16 protein-coding genes are annotated in these 20,857 nt (G+C 70.2%); 7 read left to right on the top strand and 9 right to left on the bottom strand.

Annotated elements, in window-relative coordinates:
- Positions 1–291: 291 nt before the first annotated feature.
- Positions 292–921 carry a TetR/AcrR family transcriptional regulator gene (locus tag ACTWQA_RS52155; RefSeq protein ID WP_443166262.1) on the bottom strand — a complete coding sequence of 210 codons (630 nt, stop codon included), beginning with the start codon at positions 919–921 and terminating at the stop codon, positions 292–294.
- Positions 922–990: 69 nt separating this feature from the next.
- Here ACTWQA_RS52155 and ACTWQA_RS52160 point away from each other — a divergent pair, with 69 nt between their 5' ends.
- Complete coding sequence (locus tag ACTWQA_RS52160) at positions 991–1,593, top strand: hypothetical protein (protein ID WP_443166263.1); 603 nt, start codon at positions 991–993, stop codon at positions 1,591–1,593.
- A 144-nt stretch (positions 1,594–1,737) separates the two neighbouring features.
- Here ACTWQA_RS52160 and ACTWQA_RS52165 read toward each other — a convergent pair whose 3' ends face one another.
- The 4 genes from ACTWQA_RS52165 to ACTWQA_RS52180 form a co-directional block, all read right to left on the bottom strand.
- Positions 1,738–1,902 carry a hypothetical protein gene (locus ACTWQA_RS52165; RefSeq protein WP_305924159.1) on the bottom strand — a complete coding sequence of 55 codons (165 nt, stop codon included), beginning with the start codon at positions 1,900–1,902 and terminating at the stop codon, positions 1,738–1,740.
- 67 nt (positions 1,903–1,969) lie between these two features.
- On the bottom strand, positions 1,970–2,239 hold the full coding sequence (locus ACTWQA_RS52170) for a WhiB family transcriptional regulator (RefSeq protein ID WP_327588990.1): 270 nt from the start codon (positions 2,237–2,239) through the stop codon (positions 1,970–1,972).
- A gap of 519 nt (positions 2,240–2,758) precedes the next feature.
- On the bottom strand, positions 2,759–3,628 hold the full coding sequence (locus tag ACTWQA_RS52175; protein WP_443166264.1) for an acyl-CoA thioesterase: 870 nt from the start codon (positions 3,626–3,628) through the stop codon (positions 2,759–2,761).
- A gap of 113 nt (positions 3,629–3,741) precedes the next feature.
- Complete coding sequence (locus ACTWQA_RS52180; protein ID WP_443166291.1) at positions 3,742–5,775, bottom strand: ATP-dependent DNA helicase UvrD2; 2,034 nt, start codon at positions 5,773–5,775, stop codon at positions 3,742–3,744.
- A gap of 152 nt (positions 5,776–5,927) precedes the next feature.
- Here ACTWQA_RS52180 and ACTWQA_RS52185 point away from each other — a divergent pair, with 152 nt between their 5' ends.
- Complete coding sequence (locus ACTWQA_RS52185) at positions 5,928–6,833, top strand: alpha/beta hydrolase (protein WP_443166265.1); 906 nt, start codon at positions 5,928–5,930, stop codon at positions 6,831–6,833.
- A 75-nt stretch (positions 6,834–6,908) separates the two neighbouring features.
- Positions 6,909–7,160 (top strand): mycoredoxin, encoded by a 252-nt coding sequence (locus ACTWQA_RS52190; RefSeq protein ID WP_443166266.1) that lies wholly within the window; start codon positions 6,909–6,911, stop codon positions 7,158–7,160.
- A gap of 101 nt (positions 7,161–7,261) precedes the next feature.
- Here the strand turns inward: ACTWQA_RS52190 and ACTWQA_RS52195 are convergent, their stop codons facing one another.
- Both ACTWQA_RS52195 and nudC read right to left on the bottom strand, forming a co-directional pair.
- On the bottom strand, positions 7,262–7,627 hold the full coding sequence (locus tag ACTWQA_RS52195; protein ID WP_443166267.1) for a hypothetical protein: 366 nt from the start codon (positions 7,625–7,627) through the stop codon (positions 7,262–7,264).
- A gap of 63 nt (positions 7,628–7,690) precedes the next feature.
- Positions 7,691–8,665, bottom strand: coding sequence for an NAD(+) diphosphatase (gene nudC, locus ACTWQA_RS52200; protein WP_443166268.1), 975 nt, complete (start codon positions 8,663–8,665; stop codon positions 7,691–7,693).
- A 144-nt stretch (positions 8,666–8,809) separates the two neighbouring features.
- Here nudC and ACTWQA_RS52205 point away from each other — a divergent pair, with 144 nt between their 5' ends.
- Genes ACTWQA_RS52205 through ACTWQA_RS52220 form a run of 4 tightly spaced genes read left to right on the top strand, consistent with a single transcriptional unit; the run spans position 8,810 to position 14,093 of the window.
- Positions 8,810–9,961, top strand: a complete 1,152-nt coding sequence (locus ACTWQA_RS52205) for an ATP-grasp domain-containing protein (protein ID WP_443166269.1) — start codon at positions 8,810–8,812, stop codon at positions 9,959–9,961.
- Entirely contained in the window at positions 9,958–11,445 is a 1,488-nt protein-coding gene (locus ACTWQA_RS52210; protein WP_443166270.1) for an IucA/IucC family protein, read from the top strand. Before ACTWQA_RS52205 ends, ACTWQA_RS52210 begins: the two co-directional genes overlap by 4 nt.
- Entirely contained in the window at positions 11,446–12,996 is a 1,551-nt protein-coding gene (locus ACTWQA_RS52215) for an IucA/IucC family protein (protein ID WP_443166271.1), read from the top strand.
- Positions 12,993–14,093 (top strand): type III PLP-dependent enzyme, encoded by a 1,101-nt coding sequence (locus ACTWQA_RS52220; RefSeq protein ID WP_443166272.1) that lies wholly within the window; start codon positions 12,993–12,995, stop codon positions 14,091–14,093. The genes ACTWQA_RS52215 and ACTWQA_RS52220 overlap by 4 nt, the downstream gene beginning before the upstream one ends.
- A 253-nt stretch (positions 14,094–14,346) precedes the next feature.
- Here the strand turns inward: ACTWQA_RS52220 and ACTWQA_RS52225 are convergent, their stop codons facing one another.
- Entirely contained in the window at positions 14,347–17,619 is a 3,273-nt protein-coding gene (locus ACTWQA_RS52225; RefSeq protein ID WP_443166273.1) for an ATP-dependent helicase, read from the bottom strand.
- On the bottom strand, positions 17,613–20,765 hold the full coding sequence (locus ACTWQA_RS52230; RefSeq protein WP_443166274.1) for an ATP-dependent helicase: 3,153 nt from the start codon (positions 20,763–20,765) through the stop codon (positions 17,613–17,615). Before ACTWQA_RS52230 ends, ACTWQA_RS52225 begins: the two co-directional genes overlap by 7 nt.
- Between the last annotated feature and the right edge of the window lie 92 nt (positions 20,766–20,857).

Here is a 20,857-nt window from a genome sequence, read left to right on the forward strand (position 1 = left end):
TCGCGTACGGCTTGCGTTCACTCACCCGGCCATCTCAGCACATCCATGCCTACCAGCTAGGCATAACGCTACAGATTCGCTCGATCACACTGCGACATCAGGGGCATAGACCCGCGGACCGCCCTCTGAACGCCTGCAACCCTCGCGTCGCTTATGACAACCTGCAACCCTCGCGTCGCTTAACGCCCATCTGCAACCCTGGCGTCGCCTGCGCCCACCTGGCAACCCGGCCAGTGGCACCCGCCTTCGGCAACTGCTCATCTGCACGCCGCGCCATGGAGCGCGAATGCGTTAGGCGAGGCCCGAGAGGAGGGCGTTGACGCCGTCGGTGAGGACACGTTCGCCTTCCTCGCGCGAATCCAGGAACCAGCCGGGGAGCGGGCTGCGGAGCGAGCACGTGAGCTCGATGCTGACGATGCCGTGGATCGTGGTCCACACCAGGTACGCCGCGCGCACGGGGTCCATCGAGCGGATGAGATGGGCCTCGGCGGCGGCGGAGGTGGCCTCGGTGAGCACGGAGAAGGTCAGACTGAGGGCGTCGTTGCGCTGTTCGGGCGAGGGGTCGAAGTTGGGGAGCGGACGCTCGAACATCAGGGCGTAGAGGGCGGGATCGGATAGAGCGAACCGCCTGTAGCCGTACGCCACCGCCATGATCCGGGCGATCGGGTCCGTGGCGCCGTTCAGCGACCTGGTCATCGCCTCGTGGAGGATGCTGAAACCGTACCGGTAGATCGCCTCCAGGAGGCCGGCGCGGCCACCGAAGCAGGTGTAGATGCCCATGGTGGAGGTTCCGGCGGCGTCTGCCACGCGGCGGAGGGTGAGGTGGAGCGCGCCATGTTCGCGAAGGACGCGCATGGCCGCGTCGAGGAGGTCCTGGCGCAGGGCGCCGAGTTCTTTCGGGATGCTTACGTCTCTCGGCACACCCTCACCATATCTGGCGATAACGAGCATCATAACGAGCGTTATCACCGAGAGAAGGGGCACTTCGAGATGCGGGTCTATCGGGTCACCGGAGCGGCGGGGTTCGTCTGCGCCCTGCTGCTCGTCATCAATTCCGCCAGGCGGGCGGGGTTCCTGCCGGAGACGGCGCTCACACATGCCATCGCACCGTTCGCGGCGCTCACCGGCTTACTCGCGATCACCGGGATCTATCTGCACATTCGGGGTACGGCGGGCAGTCTCGGGCTCGTCGGCTACGTCCTCAACTCGGCCGGGCTGGCTGGAGCGTTCGCCATCGAGTACATCCTTCATTTCGTCTTCCCGTACTTGGGCGGCGGCACGGTGAGCGCTCTGCTGGCGGGCGGCACGGGGCGGGCGTTCCTGGTCACGTCGGTCGTGCTGGTGATGGGAGTGCTGACGTTCGGCGTGGCAGCGATCCGGAGCGATGCAATGCCGGTCGTGGCCGTGAGCCTGTACGCCGTGGGGATGATTCCCGGGTCGCTGCGGAACTTGATGCCGCTGCCGGTGTATCTGGGCGGGCTGGTGCTGGCGGCGATCGGGGTTGCGTGGATGGCGGCGCGACTCTGGTCCGTGCAGGAGGAGCCCGTCGCGCCCGCCCGCAGTGTGCGGAGGGACGTACGGCCCTCCGCCTAGGCGGAGGAGGCAGACGCCCTCGGCCGCCCGCGGTGGGGGCGTCTGTCGTGGAAAGGGGAAGAGCCGGGCGCTGGGTTGCGCCCGGCTCTTCACTGATCTGGGGTCTCACGGGGAGATCCTGCGCCGGCGGCAGGATCTCCCCGGTCAGAACTCCCGGTCCAGGGCCTTGCGGAGGCGGTCGTTGGCCTTCTTGACCTCTCGCCGCGCCCGCTGCACACGACTCACGCGCAGGGCGAGGCGTTGCTCCTCCGCCTCCCGGTGGAGGGTTTGTATTCGGTCATTGACCAGGTCATGGATGAGATAAGACATTCCGCTGCTCCTCGTCGGCTGAGCTCTCATTGGTTTCTCGCTTTCTGGCTAGAAGGTGCGCGGTGGTTCAGGCAGCGACCGGGTGCTTGCGGGGACGCCCGCGCGGACGCTTGCGGGGAACGATGGTCCCCCTGAGGATCAGCTCGCCGCCCCAGACGCCCCACGGCTCCTCGCGCTCGAGCGCGCGGTCGAGGCAGGACTTCTGGATCGGGCAGCCGCCGCAGAGCGCCTTCGCGAACTCCACGTCCTCCGGCGACTCGGCGAACCACAGGTCAGGGTCGGTACGACAGGGGATCTTGGCTTCGTCGATCAGGTCCATGATCGTCTTGGCCCCCATCTTCTTCTCCTTTTGTCGATCTTTTTTGATCTTGGTCGGGACACCTCGTAGGTGGGTCGGGATCACGGACAAACAAATAGGCCGCGGATCCGTCTGTGGATCCGCGGCCTGGGGGCTACTTTCGCCGGTCAGGTTATGACCGGTGTATCCCTCCAGGGTTGCGGACCGCACAGTCCACCCTTGGTGAGCTGGTTGGCCGGCAGTTCGATACGTCCTGCGTAGACGGGAGCGCCTTGCACGGCCCCACGGACGTGGGCGCGCGCGGAGAAGGCGGCGGCCTGGCTACGGACAGACTTCTCGTGCCGCAACTTGGCCGGCCCATCGACGAGCCTCACCGCGTCACGGCATGCGGAAGCGAGCCACTTCGTGGCCGACATCTGAATGCTGATCACCGGGGCTCACCTCCACTCTCTGAGATCGTCGGAACAGGAGTGTCCGACTCGCTTGACCATGACCCTAAACCGGGAACCCGGGAAGGGGCAACATATTTTCGACCTGCGATTTCGTAACTTCGTCGCCCTATTTCAGTGGCCTGATCATGGCCTCCTGGACGACGGAGACCACGAGATCGCCCGACGCGGTGAACATCTCACCACGAGCCAGCCCCCTCGCGCCAGCCGACCACGGCGACTCCTGGGCGTAGAGCAGCCAGTCATCAGCGCGGAAGGGGCGGTGGAACCACATGGCGTGATCCAGCGAGGCGCCCATGATGTTCGAGACGCCCCAGGCCATGCCGTGCGCCAGCAGGATCGTGTCGACCAGCGTGAAGTCGGAGGCGTACGCGGCCAGCACCACGTGCAGGAGCGGATCGTCGGGCAGCTCGGCGTCGTAGCGGAACCACACGTTGGTCTGGGCGCTGCGCAACTCGGGCTTGTTGTAGGCCTCCCAGGTCAGCGGCGAGGCGTGCCGGGAGTCCACCGGCCGGGGCCGCGACAGCCAGTCGCGGAATTCCGGGTGGTCTCCGACCAGCTCGAACATGCGCTCCTGGAACGTCGGCAGCGTCTCGGGACCGGGCACGTCGGGCATCACGGACGCTTGGTGCTCCACCCCCTCCTCGAGGACGTGGAACGACGCCGACATCGTGAAGATCGCCTTGCCATGCTGGACCGCGACGACTCTGCGGGTGCTGAACGAACGCCCGTCGCGCACCCGGTCCACGTTGTAGACGATCGGGATCGACGGGTCGCCGGGGCGAATGAAATACGCGTGGAGCGAATGCACATTGCGGTCGCCGGTGACCGTGCGGCCGGCCGCGACCAGGGCCTGCGCCGCCACCTGACCGCCGAAGACGCGTTGGATGCGCTCCTCGGGGCTCCTCCCCCGGAAGATGTCCAGCTCGATCTGCTCCAGGTCGAGCAGGTCGAGCAGCTCCTTGAGCGCCTCGTTCACGTCTCCGTCCCCCTCATGCGTTCCGATACTTGGACAAGTCTGACGTGCCGCCCATTTCCTCCCAAATGCGGCCCAGCTGTGTCCGATGATTCCGTGCCGGGATTTCGGGTTCGTTACGAGCGGCAGAGGGACAGGACCGCCGCGCCGTACCGCTCGACCTTGACGCGGCCGATGCCGGCGATCGACAGCAGCTCCTGCTCCGTCGCCGGCGCCCGCTCCGCGATCGCCTGCAGCGTCACGTCGGTGAAGATGACGAAGGGCGGGACCTTGGACTCCTTGGCCGTGGCCGTGCGCCAGGCCTTCAGCCGCTCCAGGAGCGCCTCGTCGTAGTCCGCCGGGCAGGTCGCGCACCGGCCCAGCTTCTGCTCGGCCGCCGTCGCCAGCGTCTTGGCGCAGACCCGGCAGCTGACGGGCGCGGCCACCGTACGGCGTTCGCGGCTCGCCGGTGCGATGCGAGGCGGGCTGGAGGTGCGGCCGGTGAGGCCGTCGAGGAACCGGGACGGACGGCGGCTCTTGCGCCCACCGGGGGCGCGGGCCAGCGCCCACGACAATGACAAGTGCTCGCGAGCCCGGGTGATGCCGACGTAGAGGAGGCGGCGCTCTTCCTCGATCTGCTCCGGGGTCTCGGCGTAGATGATCGGGAGCATCCCGTCCGTGAGGCCGACGAGGAACACGGCATCCCATTCCAGGCCTTTGGCGGAGTGCAGCGAGGCCAGGGTGACGCCTTCCACCGGCGGAGCGTGCTGCTCGGAGGCACGGCGTTCCAGCTCGGCGACGAACGCGGGCAGGTCACCGCCCTCCGCCGCCACGTCCTCCGCCAGGTCGGCCAGGGCCTTGAGCGACTCCCACCGCTCCCTGGCCTTGCCGCCGCCGGGCGGTGACGGGGTCAGACCGACGCCGGCGAGGATGTGGTGCACCTCGGAGGCCAGCGGCTCGCCGGTGGCCGAGCGCGCGGCGCCGCGCAGCAGGACGACCGCCTGGCGGACCTCGGGGCGTTCGAAGAAGCGCTCGGCGCCACGCAGCATGTACGGGATCTCGGCCTTGGCCAGAGCCTCCTCGTACGCCTCCGACTGGGAGTTGACCCGGAACAGGACCGCGATCTCGCGCGCCGGCACACCCTTGTCGAGCAGTTTCCTGATGGCCCTGGCCACCCCGGCGGCCTCGGCCGGCTCGTCGTCGTAGTCGGCGAACACCGGCTTGGGCCCGTCCGGGCGCTGGGCGAGCAGCTCGAGGCGGTGCGGCGACTTGCTCTTGGCGATGACCAGGTTGGCGAGGTCGACCACCTGCGGGGTGGAGCGGTAGTCGCGGACCAGCTTGATCACGGCGGCCTGCGGATGTTCCACCGCGAACCCGGTCAGATAGCGCGGGCTGGCGCCGGTGAACGAGTAGATCGTCTGGTTGGGGTCGCCGACCACGCAGATGTCGTCGCGCCCGCCGAGCCAGGTGTCGAGCAGGAGCTTCTGCAATGGGTTGACGTCCTGATATTCGTCGACCACGAAATAGCGGTATTGCTGGCGGATCTGCGCCGCCACCTCCTGGTGCTCGGTCATCACGGCCGCGGTCAGCTCCAGGATGGTCTCGAAGTCCACCAGGTGGCGCTCGCGCCGGAGATGCTCGTAGGCCTCGTAGAGCCGGGCGATCTCCTCGGCCGGCGCGGGCGGCGTGCGGTGGTATTTGGCCGCCGCGGCGACGTAGTCCTCAGGGCCGACTTGGGTGACCTTGGCCCACTCGATCTCGGCGGCGATGTCCCGCAACTCGGACCGGTCGGGATTTTTCCGGATCTGGCGGCAGGCTTCCACCAGCACCGGCAGCTTCGACTCGATGATCGAGGGCGCCGCGCCGCCGATCACCCGCGGCCAGAAATAGGTGAGCTGCCGCAGCGCGGCCGCGTGGAAGGTGCGGGCCTGCACGCCGGGCGCCCCCAGCGCCCGCAGCCGCTGGCGCAACTCCCCCGCCGCCCGCGTGGTGAACGTCACAGCCAGCACGCTCTGCGCGTCGACCACCCCGCTGCGTACGGCGTGCGCGATCCGGTGGGTGATCGCCCTGGTCTTGCCCGTGCCCGCACCCGCGAGCACGCACACGGGCCCGCGCACGGCCTCGGCGACCGCGCGTTGCTCGGGATCCAGGCCCGTCAGGACGTCGTCCACATTCGTCACCCGTTCATCATCCCAGTACTGGCGGCCTAGGACCTTATTCTGGCAACATGCGGGCCGGGTTATGTTCTCGGTCAACGAGATGCAAAGAACTGGTCTCTTCCCCCAGAATGGGGCCGACCATCAGCATGGGGGAAAGGAAGGCCGTGCGAACTGCGGTTTACGTGGGCGCTCTCGCGCTCGCTGCCGTTGTGCTCACACCCGTCGCCGCGACCGCGACGACAAAGGAGCCCACACCCGCCCCAACCGTGAGCAACCCCGTGAACGCCGACGGGATCGGCGGCCTGAGCACGGAGACGGTTGCGTACGGCAGCCACCGGCGCCAGCAGATGGACGTCTGGTGGACCCCTGACGGCATGCAGCGGCCCGGCGTCTTCCTCATCCACGGCGGCTGGTGGTCGAGCGGCGACAAGAGGTACATGAAGGAAGTCACCCGTACCTACGCCGAACTCGGCTACACGGTCTTCAACCTCAACTACCGCCTGTCCGGCGACGCGCCCTGGCCGGCGCAGCGCACCGACGCGCTGGCCGCGATCGCCGCGGCACGCAAGCACGCCGAGCGGTGGGCGTTCGACCCCAACAACTACGTGCTCCTCGGCTTCTCCGCGGGCGGCCACATCGCCGCGGCCGTCGGCACGTACGGCGACGGCATCGGCGGTCTCAAGGGCGTGGTGGGCCTGTCGCCGATCATCTCGCCGCTGCGGGCCTACTCCGACGGCGAGGACACCACGGACCCCAGCAAGCGCAAGCTGCGCGAGTCCGCGATCCGCCTGGCCGGCGGCTGCGCGCCCAAGGGCAAGTGCTCGCGGGTCTGGGCCAGCATGGAGGTGGCCTGGCACGCCAGCCGCCACGACGCGCCGATGCTGAGCGTGCACGCGCAGGACGAGTTCGTGCCGCCGGTGCAGAGCATGCTGCTCAAGCAGATGCTCGGCCAGGTGGGCGTGCCGGTGACGGTGCTCACCCAGCCGGGGGCCAACCACAGCGCGCCCCTCTACCGCGAGCCGGGTGTGGCCGAGCGGGTGCAGGCCTGGATCACTGAGCGCATCGGCTAGCTCCAGGATTAACCGGGCACTGCGCGTTGTTGCACCGAGCGTCTGTTTTCCTGACCCTTGGAGGGATCACCCAACATGGCGCTCACCGTCTACAGCACCACCTGGTGCGGCCCATGCAAGCGGCTCAAGGCCCAGCTGACCCGTGAGGGCATCAGCTTCAACGAGGTCGACATCGAGCGTGACCCGTCGGCGGCCGAATTCGTGATGAGCGTCAACAACGGCAACCAGACCGTGCCGACTGTGGTGATCGAGACGGCGGAGGGGCGGGTCGTGCGGACCAATCCGTCGGTCAGGGAGGTCAAGCTGCTGCTGGAGAGCGCGGCCTGACGTTCTTGGATACGGCGCGAGCCCCCGGCCGGGAGGGCAGGGGGCTCGTGACCTAGCATGGCCGTGAGGACCTGGGTGGTTTGGTCACTCAGGTCCTCGTATCAGTGGGTGTGGTTGTCGAACTTCTCCTCCAGCCGCTGGATCTCGCCCTTGACGTCTGCGATGTCGGCCTTGAGCTCGGAACGAACGTCTGCGATGTCGGCCTTGAGCTCCGTCCGAACGTGTCCGATCTCCGCCGTGAGCTCTCCCTTCATGACGCCGAGGTGTGTCTTGAGCGCGATGTCACGCATGAGGTTGTCCTCTTTGAGCTGGCCCACGGCCGCGGAGATCGCCCCGCTCACCACATCGACGATCTTCTTCGTCTGAAGCTGGATCTTGTCATCGATCGCGACCTCCACGGCCGCGAACTGGATGGCAAGCTTCTGGCGCTCGAGCTCCACGAGCTCTCGCATGTGTGTTTCATTCATGGGCATGACTTTACCCTCCCCCTAACGTCTCGTGTTCATGGAATCACGCTGAGCGAAATCTTGCTACCAGTCACCCGACAGAGGGCCGCCGTACCAGGTCTCGATGAGGCGGCGGGCGATCGACACGGGCGGCGGCAGCCGCAGCTCGCCTGACTCCAGCGCCGCCGCCAGCTCCTCACGCGAATACCAGCCCGCCTCGGCGATCTCCTCCGCGTCGGGCGTGAGCGTGGTCGAGGTGGCCTCGGCGAAGAAGCCGAGCATGAGGCTGCGCGGGAACGGCCAGGGCTGGCTGCCGAGATAGCGGGGATTGACGACGGTGATGCCGACCTCCTCCGCGACTTCGCGTACGACGGCGTGCTCCAGCGATTCCCCCGGCTCGACGAACCCCGCCAGGATCGACAGCCGCCCCTTCGGCCATTGCGGACCGCGGGCGAGCAGGCAGCGGTCCGCCTCGTCGCGGATCAGCATGATCACGGCGGGGTCGACGCGCGGGAAGTGCTGGCTGCCGTCCTGCGGGCAGAGGCGGATGTGGCCGCCCGCCCGGACGTCGGTGCGGGATCCGCAGCGCGGGCAGTATTCGTGGGTCGCGTGCCAGGCCTCCAGCGCCACGGCGTAGACCAGCAGGCCCGCGTCGCGGTCGCCGAGCAGGCCGCCGACCTGGCGCAGCCCGGCCGCCACCGGCCGGCCCTCGGGGGTGTCGCCCAGCGTCATCGCGAACGTCACGCGGCCGTTGACCTCGCCCTTCGGCACGCCGGGCAGCGGCGCGGCGACCGCGAAATAGGCGACGCCGTCCTCGACTCCCAGCAGATAACGCTGCCCGGGCGGCGCGTCGGCGGGACCGTAGAGCACCGCGCCCACCTCGTCGCCCATCCGCCGCACCAGCGTGTGACCGTCGTCGATCACCAGCACCCTGGTCGTGGGGTCGGACCATGCCTGCTCCAGCCACCGCTCGTCGGCACGCAACGCCGAGGAGCGGTCAATGGTGCCGCGCGCCAGAAGCAAGGGTCCGATGAGTTGCTCTTCCGCGGTCGTTTCCACTGACCGCCCCCTCTCAAATTCCATGTCATCCTATGACCTCGCGGTTAGCCCCTGATTAGGGAATCCAGGCCCCGGAACGATCTCCCTACGGCTAAGATCGAGCAGTTAGGTTAGCCTTACCTGATCCCCGGGGGTGCCTTCGCGTTGCGGCTCTACCTGACCGCGCTCAAGCCGACCGACGCCGTGACGGACGGCTTCCTGCCCGCGGCCCGCGCGCTGGGTTGCGAGGTGACGATCCTGACGGATCGGCCGGAGCGGCATCCGGACGCGGTGGCGTGCGACGTGCGCGACCCACGTGCCCTGATCGACACGATCGAGCAGCTCGGCAGGCCGGACGCGATCTTCTCGAACTCCGACCACCTGCAGGCCGAGACCGCGCTGGCGGCCGCCTACTTCGGGCTGCCGGGCAAGGACTGGCGGGCGTGCGTGGCCGCCAAGAACAAATTCCTGATGCGTCGCAAGCTCCTTGAGGCGGGGGTCGAACAGGTCAGGTCGGTACGGCTCGCGCCCGGCGACCCGGTGCCTGACGGCCTGCCCTTCCCGGTCGTGCTGAAACCCCGGGAGGGTGTGGCCAGCGAGGACGTCGTCCTCGTCGAACGCGACCTGGCCGCTACTGTGGCCGCGGTCAGGAGGCGGCGGCCGGGTGAGGCGCTGGTCGTGGAGGAATACCTCGAAGGGCCGGTGCGGACGCTCGAAACGCTCGGTGACGGGGACGAGGTGCGGGTGCTCGGGGGGTTCGAGACGACTCTGGGTGCGCTGCCGTACTTCATCGAGGAGCGGCTCGACTGGGCGCCGCCGCCCGGCCACGGGCACGAGCACGTGCTGGCGGCGCTGCGGGCTCTGGGGGTGGGATTCGGGGCGTGTCACACCGAGTACGTGCTCACGGCCGGCGGACCCCGCGTCATCGAGGTGAACTATCGGGTGATCGGGGATCACTGCGACTTTCTGATGGGGGACGTGCTCGGGGTGCCGTTGTTCGAGTGGATCCTGCGCGTGCATCTCGGCGAGCGGTTGCCGACCATGCCTGCCGTGCCTTCCGCGGGCCGTCACGGGTGTGCGGTCAGTGTCGTGGCCGACCGGGCGGGGACGATCAAATCCGCGCCGGAGCACGAAGTCGTCGAGCGCGGTGACGTGCGGCTGTGGCATCGGCCGTTGCGGGAGGTGGGCGACGTTGTCCGCCTCACCCACACGAACCGGGACTACCTGGGGGTCATCCGGGCCGTCGGGCCGGATCGGGCGCGGGTGGACGCGGCTGTGGAGGACTACCGGGTCGCGCGGCCTTGGGTGGTCGAATGAGCGATCGGGAGGCTTATCTGGCCGCCCGGGTGCTGGACGCCCTGCTCCGCGAGGACTACGGCGGGCTGGCCTCGCGCGTCACCAGGACCAAGGACGGCGTGGGGATGCTGCTGGCGGACGGCCGGTGGGTGCGGCTGGAGCCGGGGGTGCTGTTCCAGGACTTCGTGGTGGCGCGGGACGAGCGACTGGGGCTGGAGCAGGTCTTGGAGACGCTGGTGGAGGTCGCAGATCCGGCGGACTCCGAAGGGGTCGCGGCCTTCTTCGAGGAGTGCCTGGCGGCATTGTCGGCGCTTGAGCTGCACGATGCGCATGCCGTTGAGGTCCTTCGGCGAGGGCCGTCCTATGAGGCTCTGGCGGCTTTCGTGGATCATCCGGTTTACCCGACGTCGCGGGCGCGGCCGGGGTTGGCGGAGGGTGATTTGCTGGCTTATGCGCCGGAGTTTGCGCCTTCGTTCGAGCTGCGGTGGGCGGTCGTACCCCGCCGCGCACTCGTGCCGGGCTCCGCCGCGCACCTTCCCGCCGACGCGGCGCCCTCGTGGGACGTCGGTCCTGATGAGGTGCTCTTTCCCGTGCATCCGCTGACCGTCGGCGAAGCGCGGAAGGTCGACGGGGTGCGGGTGCTGGACGAGGCGCGGGTCACGGTGCGGCCCACGCTCTCCATGCGGACCGTCGAGCTCGGCCCCCGCACGCACCTCAAGCTGCCGCTGCCGATCAGCACGCTCGGGGCGCGCAATCGGCGCTCGATCAAGCCGGGGACACTGGGCGACGGGGCCAAGGCCGAGCTGTTGCTGCGGGAGCTGACCGACCCCGATGTACTCCTGGCGGACGAGCAGACCTATGCGCACACGGGCCACGAGTATCTCGCGTGGATGGTCAGGCGGCTGCCGGAGGGGAAGATCGTGCCGGTGGCGGCGCTCGGCGCGCCTGGTGTGCTCGCCGAGGCCGGTGACGTCATCCCCGCATATCTGCGGCTCCTGCTGCGCTGGAACGTGCGGCTCTTCGTGCGGTACGGCGTCGCGCTGGAGGCCCACCAGCAGAACCTCGCCCTGGTCTTCCAGGGAGACCGCATGAAGCTGCTGGTCAAGGACAACGACGGGTTGCTGGCGTCCCCGGCGAGGCTGCGGGCCGCGGGCGTCGAGGCGCCGGCGTTCGCCGACGAGCGCATGCTGAACGACGACCCGCACGCGCTCGCCGACGTGTTCGTGACCATCACGCTGCACCTGGCGGCCGCGGCCGTGGCGTTCGCGGCGTTGCCGCACGCCCGTGCCGCGGCCCTGCTGCGCGACACGCTCGCCGAGGCGCTCGACGAGTACGGCGACGACCCCATGGCCAGGCTCCTGCGCGCCAGGACACTGGACGCGGCCCGGCTGACCGGCAAGTGCATGATCACGGCCGGGACGCTGGTGGCCAAGGAACGTTCCGGCGCGCGCGACATCAACAAGTACTACGGCACCAGCGGCCCCAACTACCTGAGGAGAGCTTGAATGCCGAGCTCGGACGGACTGGTCATCGACGCGCCCTCCGCTCTGGCCGAGGAGGCGACGCTGGCGGCCCTGCTGCGCTGCTGCGCGCGGGAGGTGGCCGGGCCGCGCGGCCTGGTGTGGCCGGCGCCGCCGTACCTGCTGCTGCGGGTGGCGGGCACGTTGCTGCGGGCCCGCACGTACGGCGGCGCCGCGCTGCGCTTCGACGGCCCGCCCGAGCGTCTGGAGAACGGCGCCTGGCGACCGCTGACGACCGACGAGCTGGTCGGGCTGGTCGAGTCCGACTTGCAGGGGCATAACGCCGAGTTCGCCGGACAGGTGGCGGCCAGCAGGGAGGCGATCGCGGCGATCCTGCGGGCCAGGGCCAGGTCCGAGCCACCGGCCGATCCGTGGCTGGCCTCGGAGCAGGCCCTGGTGTACGGGCACCCGTTCCACCCGAGCCCCAAGGCGCGCGGCGGGGACGGCTGGCTGCGCTACGCGCCCGAGGCACACGCCGCGTTCCCGGTCCGGCTGCTCGGCGTGCGCGAGGACGTGCTGGCCGAGGCGGGCGACGTGTCGGCAGTGGAGGGCATGGGCGGTATGGGCAGGGTGCCGGACGGCTACCGGCTGCTTCCCGCGCATCCATGGCAGCTCGACCTCCTTCGGCCCGCGTTCGGAGCCGAGCTGATCGATCTGGGCCCCGGGCCGGTCGTGGCGCCTACTTCGTCGGTGCGGACCGTGTACGCCCCGGAAGCGGAGGTCTGCCTGAAGTTCTCCCTGAACGTGCGGATCACGAACTGCGTGCGCAAGAACGCCTGGTATGAGCTGGCCGGAGCCGTGGAGCTCTCGTCACGACTCAAGCCCATATTTGACGAAATATCGGCCAAGCACCCCGCCACCCGCTGGCTCCCCGAGCCCGGCTACCGCTCGGCCGCCCTCGGCACCCGGCTCCACGAGGGCCTGGGCGTGATCATCCGGAAGAGCCCGTGGACCGCCTGCGACCCCGGCGTGACCCCGATCCTGGCCGGCGCACTCGCCCTGGACGCCCCCGCACGGGAGCCGCTGGCGTGGTGGTCGGCGTACGTGTCCGCGGTGGCGCTGCCCGTGGTGGAGCTGTACTTCGCGTACGGCGTCGCACTGGAGCCCCATCTGCAGAACGTCCTGGTCGGCCTCGACGCGGCCGAGATGCCCGCGCAGGCCGTCTTCCGCGACCTGGAGGGCACCAAGCTCGTCGCCGGCCGCCACGACCTCGGCGGGCTGCACCACGAGGTGGCCCGGGCCCTCACCTACGACGCCGAGCGCGGCTGGGCCCGCGTCGTCTACTGCCTGCTCGTCAACCACCTCACCGAGATCGCCGCCGCCGTGGCCGGGCACGACGACGGGGTGCTGCGCGAGTTGTGGCGCATCGCCCGCGACCTGCTGGCCAAGCTCGCCGCCGACCTCGGCTGGCCGCTGCCGCTGTCGGACCTGCTGGCCGGCGCCCCGCTGCCGGCCAAGGCCAACCTGGGCGTGCGCTGGGCCAGAGCGGCCGACCGCGCCGCCGGTTACGTCCCGATCGCGAACCCGCTCGCATGATCCCCGCCCGCGTCCAGGACGCCGCATCGGGCTTGACCGCTCCTGCCTACGTCTACGACCTGCCCGCGCTGGAGGCGCACGTCGCGGCCGTGCGGCAGGCGCTCCCGGGGATCGAGCTGTACTACGCCGTCAAGGCCAATCCGGACGCCGAGCTGCTGCGTGTGCTGGCAGGACACGTGGACGGGTTCGAGGTGTCGTCGGCGGGCGAGCACGCGCACGTCACGAACCTCTTCCCGGGCGCCAGGGTGGCGCTCGGCGGTCCCGGCAAGACCGACGCCGAGCTGCGGCTGCCGCACCACCGCATCCACGTCGAGTCACCGAACGAACTGCGCCGCCTCCTCGCCACGGGGCTGGAGGCCGACGTACTGATCAGGGTCAACCCCGACCTGCCGGTCGAGGGAGCGGCGCTCACGATGAGCGGGCCGTTCGGGATGGACGAGGAAGGCGTGAAGGAGTGCCTGCCGCTGTTCGGTGAGCGGGTACGGCTGCGCGGCCTGCACACCCACCTGGCCAGCGGGCTGGACGCCGCCCAGTTGCTGCGGCTGGCGGGGACGCTGCTGGACAACGACCACGAGGAGGTCAATCTGGGCGGGGGCATGGCGGTGTCATACGAGTCGCCGGAGTCCAGGTTCGACTGGGCCACGTACGGGGCCGGGCTGGCGGAGCTACGGCGCGGGCGGCGGCTGCGGATCGAGCCGGGCCGGGCGCTGACCGCGTACTGCGGCTACTACGTGACCAGGGTGGTGGATGTGAAGCGAGTGCGCGGCGAGGCGTACGCGATCGTGCTGGGCGGCACCCACCACCTGCGGACGCCCGTGACCAAGGGCCACGACCAGCCGTTCGCGATCCTGCCCATGGGCACGGGGTCGGGCGTGACGGACGAGCCGATCACGTTCGTCGGCCAGCTGTGCACGCCGAAGGACGTTTTCGCCCGAAAAATCGCGACTTCTGCTCGGGTTGGGGACATGGTGGTGTTCGAGATGGCCGGGGCCTACGCCTGGAACATCTCGCACCACGACTTCCTCATGCATCCGAAGCCGGCGTTCCACTATCTATCGGGATGCGGGCCAGTGCTCCCGCCTTCAGGCGGGAGGTGAAGGCCCGCGCGTGAGTGCCCCCTGGGGGACGAGCGCGCCTTTGACCGTAACTTCTTGCACTGTCTCGGCCACGGTGGGTATGGTTCGAGTGATCGAACGGGAAGGCGATAACCAAGCCCATCGGGAGATCGTGTCCTTGTCGGTACAGCTAGGCCGCCGGAACGGCGGTGACAGCGCGTGGAGACTCGGGGTTGCCCGGGTCGGTGAAGCGCGAACCCCCGCACCTGAGGGTGACGGGAAGAATCTCCACCGTTCACGGTGGAGAGGAGTTCAAGAGCTTGACGCTCTCGATGAGCGCGACCAGCCCGGCCTCGTCGAGCAGGTTCACGGGCCGCACGGTGCGGTTGGCGCGGACATAGTGGAAGGCCGCGGCCACCTTCTCCAGCGGCACCCCGGCCAGGTGCGACCAGGCCAGCCGGTAAGCCGCCAGCTGCACCGACGCCCCTTTGGCCGCCTTACCCCTGGGCGGCTGCCCGGTCTTCCAGTCCACGACCTCGTAACCGCCGTCGGGCAGCTCGAACACGGCGTCCATCCGCCCGCGCACCAGCCGGTCGCCGATCATGGTCTCGAACGGCACCTCCATGTCGACCGGCCGCCGATCGGCCCATTCGCTCTGCTCGAACCGCTCCTGCAGCTCGGCCAGGCGCACGTCCGCCTCTTCCAGCTCGTCGTACAGCTCCAGGTCGTCGATCAATCGCTGCTGGTCCCAGCGTGTCTCCAGCCACTTGTGGAACGACGTGCCGCGCCGGGCCAGCGGCGCGGGCTTGACCGGGACGGGGCGGCGGATCCCGCGGGCCAGCTCGCGCGGATCGGTGGCCAGCGTGACCAGCGACGACACGGTCAGCTTCGCCGGCAGCTCGACGATCGTGGCGGGCCGGCGCACGTGCAGCTCCCGCTCGCGGAGCAGCAGCTCCGTGTCGCGTTCCCAGGCCCGCAGCCGCTCCTCCTCATACGCCCGCAGCGGCTCGTCGTCCTCGGCCTCAGGCTCGGCCATCGTGCCGGCCAGCGCGTCCTCGACCAGCCGGGCGCCGTCGAGCACGGACTCGTACCGCAGGCCCTCGGGCGTGACCGGCCAGACGGCCTCGGCGGGCTCGGCGAGCAGCGGGTTGGTGGCGCCCTCAGCCACATCCCCGGCCCAGAACGCGACGCGATCGGCGGTGTCGCGGATCTCCAGCAGGAATTCCGACGGCGCCAGCGGCTTGGTGGCGGTGCCCCAGCGGTAACCGGAGGCGATCAGGTGGTAGTGGGCGCGGGTCACGGCCACGTACGCCAGCCTGCGTTCCTCCATCAGGTCGCGCTCGCGGCCGTGCTCGTCGAAGCCGACCAGCTCCTCCTTGCTGAGCCCGCCCAGCCTGGGCAGGTCGGCGGCGTCGCCGCGCAGCGGGTAGGGGAGTTTGCGGGGATTCTCCGTCCACCGGCTGTTCATGACCGGCGTGGCGGGGAAGATGCTGCCCGTCGTGATCGTCCCCTTCGAGCTGACCAGCTGCGACAGCCCCGGCACGACCACGATCGGCCATTCCAGGCCCTTGGAGGCGTGCACGGTCATCAGCTTGACGCTGTTGCTCTCCCCGACCCGGCCGGCCTCCAGCCCGAACTCCTCGCTCTCGGCCGCCTGCAGGTAGGCCAGGAACGCCCCGAGCGTCGGATCCTCGGCGTCGCCCGCGAACCTGGACGCCGCGTCGAGGAACGCGTCGAGGTCCGCCCGCGCCGCGAACGCGCTCACCGTGCCGCTGCGCGCGGCCACCTCGACGTCCAGGCCGAGCTTGCGCTCCACCTCACTGATCAGATCGGGCAGCGGCTGCGCGGTGTGCGCCCTGAGCTGCCGGAGCTCGTGGGCGAGGGCGAGGAGCCTGGTACGGGCCAGCGGCGACAACGCCTCCAGCCACTCGTCCCGGTCCGGCAGCTCGTCCAGGGCGTCCACCAGGCTTCCGCGCTCTTCGGCCAGGTCGGCCACCACCTGGTCGAGCGGGTCCTCCGCCCGGTTGCTCTCGCTCAGCTCGCGGGCCAGCTGCCTGGCGTGCTCTCCCAGCACCCGCAGGTCGGCGGGCCCGATCCGCCAGCGCGGCCCGGCCATCAGCCTGGCCAGCGCGTCACCGGCGGTCGCGTCGTAGAGGACGCGGAGGGTGGCGACGATGTCGCTCACCTCGGGCACGGTCAGCAGGCCGCCGAGGCCGACCACCTCGACCGGGATGTCGCGTTCCTCCAGGGCCCGGCGCAGCGCCGGGAACTGCGAGCGTTTCCTGGCCAGAATCGCGACGTCCTGGGGCTGGATGGCGAGGGTCTTCTTGCGCTCCTTCTCGCCCCAGGGCAGGCCGTCGGGGGCGACCTGCTGGCCGAGGATCGTGGCGATGCCGTCGGCGACCCACCTGGCCTCGTCCTCGGCGGTCTCATGGAAAGCGCAGGTCACCCGGCCCCGGTCGACCCGGTTGGGGCCGGGGACGAGGACGGGGACCTCGCGGGCCTCCATGCGGAGCGGGAGCTGGACGCGGGCGGCCACGTCGAGGACGCGGTCGCCGTTGCGGAAGCTGACGCTGAGCTGGCGGACGGGGGCCGGATCCCCCGAACTTGTCCGGAAATCTCGGGAAAAACGGCGAAGGTTGCCTGCGGAGGCGCCGCGCCAGCCGTAAATCGACTGGCAGGGGTCGCCGACGGCCGTCACCGCGTGGCCGCCACTGAACAGCGAGCGCAGCAGGACCAGCTGGGCGTGGCTGGTGTCCTGGTACTCATCCAGCAGGACCACCGCGTAACGCTCGCGCTCGATCTGTCCCACTTCTTTGTGGTTGGCGGCGATCCTGGCGGCCAGCGCCATCTGATCGCCGTAGTCGATGACCTCCCGGCTTCGCTTCAGCCGCTCGTACGCCTCCACCAGCGGCAGCAGCTGCTCCCGCGCAGCATGCACGTCCACCGGCTTGCGCTGGGCGAGCGTCTTCCTGCCCGGCAGCACGTCATGCCGTTCGCGCAGCCACTCCCCCACCCACCGGACGTCGGCCGGCGTACGCAGGTGCTCCGACAACTCGCCGGCCAGCTCCAGCACGGCGGCGGTGACCGACGGCGGGCCCAGCTCGATCTTGTCCATCGGCCCGTCGTACATCGCCACCACCCGCGAGGCGAGCTGCCACGACACGGCCGGTGTGACCAGCCGCATGGTCGGCTCCAGACCCTCGCGCAGGGCGTGGTCGGTGACCAGGCGGGCGGCGTAGGCGTGGTAGGTGGAGACCGTCGGCTCGTTGTCGAGCGCGCCCGGCTCGACCAGGCCCGCCTCCGCCAGTCCGGTGAGGCGTTCCCTGACCCGGGTGGCCAGCTCGGCGGCCGCCTTGCGGGTGAAGGTCAGACCCAGGACGTTCTCCGGCTTGACCAGACCGTTGGCGACCAGCCAGACCACGCGCCCGGCCATGGTCTCGCTCTTGCCCGAGCCCGCGCCGGCCATGACCACCATCGGCTCCAGCGGGGCCTCGATGACCACGGCCTGCTCGCTTGTGGGGGGAAGAATGCCGAGCTTGCCGGCGAGTTCGACGGGGGTCAGCACACCTGGCCCCCGTTGTCGTTGACCGGGCAGCTCGCCCTGGCCGCGCAGGTGCGGCAGCCGTCGTTGACCTTGGCCTGGAAGAACGGCCCCGACATGCCGGTAGCCACGGTGTCCACCAGGTCGCCGGCCCAGCCCGGGTTGTCGTCCTCGCTCAGCGGTTGCTGACCCTGCTCCAGGGCGTCGTTCTTGCCGCCGGCCTTCCCCAGCTGGACGAGCGCGGCGCCGCCCGGCTCGGTCATGCCGTGCCGGGCGAACGCGCCCAGCAGCACGGCCAGCTGGTAGACGCCGAGCTGCGGGTGGCGGTCGATCTCACCGGCCTTCGGTTTGGAGCCGCCGGTCTTGAGGTCGATGATCACGGCGCGCCCGTGGTCGTCGCTCTCCACGCGGTCCACCCGGCCCTTGATCTGCACGCCTTCGGAAACCATGGCGGTGAACGACTCCTCCATGGCCTTCAGCTCGCGCGGGTTGTCCTTCTGCCAGCGCAGGAACTTGCCGATCATCTGCTCGGCGACCTTGCGCTGCTTGCGGTTGTACCAGGTGCCGCCGAAGTCGAGCTCGTGCCAGACCTGGTCGAGCCGCTCGCCCAGGAGGTCCTCGCTGGGCAGGTCGGTGTTCGCCAACACGGCCAGGGCGTGGATGACGTTGCCCAGGCCCTGCGCGGTGCTGGTGCCGGCGGCGCCGACGGCGGTCTCCAGGAGCCAGCGCAGGCCGCACTTGGTGAAGCTCTCGACCGCCGACGGCGAGATGCTCACGATGCTGTCGGGCCAGCTCAAGGGGCGGTCGTCGGAGATGGGCGTGAGGGCGTACCAGTCGTTGGGGTGGGCGCCCTGGACGCCGGCGGCGGCGAGGCGGGCGAGTTGCTGCGCCGCTTTCTGCCGGAGTTTTCGGGGTTTGGTGGGGTCGGTCACCGCACTGCGGAGGTCCGCCACCAGGGCGGGCATGTTCAGCCAGCGGGCCCGGTCGTCCATCGTGGCCGTCTCCACCGCGCCCGGCAGCAGCTCCGACAGGAATCTGGACGCGCGCTCGTCGGTGTCCTCGCCGCCCACGGCCGTCACCACCAGCCTGTGCCTGGCCCGGGTGACGGCCACGTAGAACAGCCGGCGCTCTTCGGCGAGCAGCTTGGAGGCCAGCGAGGCGGCGTTCGGCCGAGCCCCCTCGAGCACCTCGACGAGGTCCTCGACGCCCAGCATCGAGCCGCGGAGCCGCAGGTCCGGCCAGACCGCCTCCTGGACGCCCGCGACCACCACGACGTCCCATTCCAGGCCTTTGGAGCGGTGGGCGGTGAGCACGCGTACGGCGTCGCCGTCGGGGGCCCGGTCGGCCAGCGTGTCACCGGGGATCTCCTGGGCGGCCAGGTCGTCGATGAACACCTCGGGACCCGCCTTCGGCATCCGGTCCACGAACCTGGCCGCATGGTCGAACAACGCCACGACCGCGTCCAGGTCGCGGTCCGCCTGCGCCCCCCTGGAGCCGCCGGACATGCTCAGCTCGGTCCAGCGCTGGGCCAGCCCGCTGGCGTGCCACACGGCCCACAGGAGGTCCTCCGCCGTGCCCTGCTCGCCTACCGCCTCCCTGGCCACCGCCAGCAGCTTGGCCACCCGCTCGGCCGGGACGGCGACGTGGGGCTCGATCCTGGTGAGCTCGCGGACGTCCTGGACGGCCGCGACGAGCAGCTCTCCGGACGAACGCGCCTCGCCGGCGTCGGACGCCTCGTTCTCGGCGATCTTGAGCGCCCGGCGGAGGCGGCGCACGCCGATCATGTCGGTGCCGCCGAGCGGACCCGTCAGCAGCTCCTCGGCCACCCCCTCGTCGAGGTGGGCGGGGTCCAGCACCACCTTCATCAGGGTGAGCAGCGGGCGCACCCCGGGCTCATGGGCGATCGGCACCTCGTCGCCCGCGATCATCGTCGGCACCCCGGCGTTGGTCAACGCCCGGCGCAGCAGGGGCACCTGCCGCCTGGCCGAGCGCACCAGCACCGCCATCCGGTGCCAGGGCACGCCGTCGATCAGGTGGGCCCGCCGCAGCGTGTCCGCGACGATCGCAGCCTCCTGGCTGGTGCTGTCGGCCAGCAGCACACGTACGTCGCCGTCCGGCGTGTCCGGCAGCGGGACCAGATCGCGGTGGCCGCCTCCCGGCCCGGCGGGAAGGCGGGTGGCGACCCTGCGGGAGGCCTCCAGCAGACCGGCCCCGCTCCTGCGGCACACGCGCAGCGTCAGCACCGGCGCGTCATGGCCGTCGCGGGTCCTGAACCGCTCGGGGAACTTCATGATCCCCTGGACGTCCGCGCCTCTGAACCCGTAGATCGACTGGTCGGGGTCGCCCACCGCCACCAGGTCGCGCCCGTCGCCCGCGAGCTGAGCCAGCATCAGCTCTTGCGCCGGGTCAGTGTCCTGATATTCGTCCACGAACACCACGTCGTGCGCCGATCGCTCCCGCTCGCGCACGTCCGGCCTGGCCAGCAGCGCGGAGGCGGCGCCGATCAACTCCGCGTAGTCGTAGGTCTCCTCCGGGTCGAGGTCGAACCTGTCCTGGTAACGCTCGGCGAACCGGCCGGCCGCCACCCAGTCGCCCCGCCCGTGCCGCCGGCCGAGCTCGATCAGCCGGTCGCCGTCGAGCCCGCGTTCGTTGGCCCGCGACAGGAAGTCCCGCAGCTCCTCGGCGAACCCGCGGGTCTTGAGCGGCTCACGCAGCGACACCGGCCAGTCGAGCCCGCCGCTCTCCAGCTCGCCGTGCAGCAGCCGCCTGATCTCCAGCAGCTGCTCAGGTCCGGTCAGCAGGCGGGGCGGGGCCTTGCCCTCGAGGATCGACTCGCGGCGCAGGAGGGCGTAGGCGTAGGAGTGGAAGGTCAGGGCGAGCGGGGTGCGGGTGGTGCGGCGCAGGCGTGCGGTGACGCGCCGGCGCAGCTCTTCGGCGGCCTTGCGGCTGAAGGTGAGGATGAGCACCCGCTCGGGGTCCAGGCCGCGGCGCTCGATCCTGTCCACCACGCTCTCCACGATCGTGGTGGTCTTGCCGGTGCCCGGGCCGGCGAGGACGAGAAGGGGGCCGCTCTGGTGTTCGACCACGGCACGTTGGTGCTCGTCGAGCACAGGGGGCACAACAGGGCTGCCGCTGCCGCGCCGTACCAACCGCCAGGTCTGACCACTCACAGCTCTAAATTCCACCAGACCACAGGGGTAGATCGTGCCGACTTGCCCGGTCTCCCCACGCGATCCGCCCACCGTACCGGGGCAAATCCCGG

The organism is Nonomuraea sp. 10N515B, from assembly GCF_052245915.1.
Classification (GTDB): Bacteria; Actinomycetota; Actinomycetes; order Streptosporangiales; family Streptosporangiaceae; genus Nonomuraea.